Origin of the sequence: Microtetraspora glauca (genome assembly GCF_040656155.1) — a bacterium.
Taxonomy (GTDB): Bacteria; Actinomycetota; Actinomycetes; order Streptosporangiales; family Streptosporangiaceae; genus Microtetraspora; species Microtetraspora glauca.
The window spans coordinates 1-1,007 of sequence record NZ_JBFALK010000060.1 but is presented as its reverse complement, the minus strand read 5'-3'; the positions used below and the strand labels follow the sequence as shown (position 1 = coordinate 1,007).

Genomic DNA, 1,007 nt, shown 5'->3' with positions numbered 1-1,007 from the left:
CGACCGCGATCCCGTTGACCGCCGAGATGATCACCTTGGGGTGGCCGGTGAAGCGGCGGGTGAGGTCCTGGAGCGCGGCGGTCCGTTCGACCAGGTCGGCGTCGGACCCCGCGGCCAACTGCGCGCCGGCCTCCTTCAGGTCGGTGCCGGCCGAGAAGGCGCGACCGGTGCCGGTGAGCACCACCGCGCCCACCGTGTCGTCGCGAGCGGCTTCGTCCAGGACGGCGACCAACTCGCCGTAGGTGCGCTCCCGGAAGGCGTTGAGCACCTCGGGCCGATCGAAGGCGACCACCAGGGCCGAGCCGGCGCGGCGCACCCGCAGATCGGTGCTCATCGGATTCCCTCCCGGGTGTCGTAGGCGCCGCCCCGTCCGGCGGGCAGCAGGTGCTTGGCGATGCGTTCGGACGGCGTCATCGGGAACGCCTCGACGAACTCCACGAACCTCGGCGTCTTGAAGTCGGCCAGCCGCGCGCGGACGTACGCCACCAGCTCGCGCGGCTCGACGGGCTCGGCGGTCTGTACGAACGCCTTGACCTCCTCGCCCAACAGTTCGTCGGGCACCGGGACCACGGCGGCGGCGCGCACGGCCGGGTGGTCGGTCAGAACCGCCTCCACCTCGGCGGCGGCGATGTTCTCGCTGCCGCGCCGGATCATCTCCTTGAGCCGCCCGACCAAGTGGTAGTGGCCGCGCGCGTCCCGGTAGCCGAGGTCGCCCATGGGGTACCAGCCGTCGCGTAGCAGCGGCTCGTCCCGGTTCCAGTAGCCGGTCAGCATCGGCTCGCCGCGTACCACGATCTCGCCGACCTCACCGTCTGCGGCGTCGGATCCGTCCTCCCGAACGACCTTGGCCTCCTTGCCGGGGACGGGCCGTCCCATCGCGCCGGTGCCAACACACGCGGTGTCCTCGGGCCCGACGGCCAGCACGACCCCAGCCTCGGTGCTGCCGTACGCTTCCCGCCAGGGCGCGCCCCAACGCTCCTCGATCGCGGCGTGCAGGGCGGGCGTGA

The 1,007-nt window shown here is 72.7% G+C and carries 2 protein-coding genes; both read right to left on the bottom strand.

What is annotated here, in order from left to right; translation table 11 throughout:
* The coding region (locus AB0I59_RS42060) for an enoyl-CoA hydratase/isomerase family protein (RefSeq protein WP_358142682.1) at positions 1-334 on the bottom strand (334 nt) is incomplete at its 3' end.
* Positions 331-1,007, bottom strand: a 677-nt coding sequence (locus AB0I59_RS42055) for a class I adenylate-forming enzyme family protein (RefSeq protein ID WP_358142680.1), incomplete at its 5' end; no start/stop codon positions are given. The genes AB0I59_RS42055 and AB0I59_RS42060, both read right to left, overlap by 4 nt.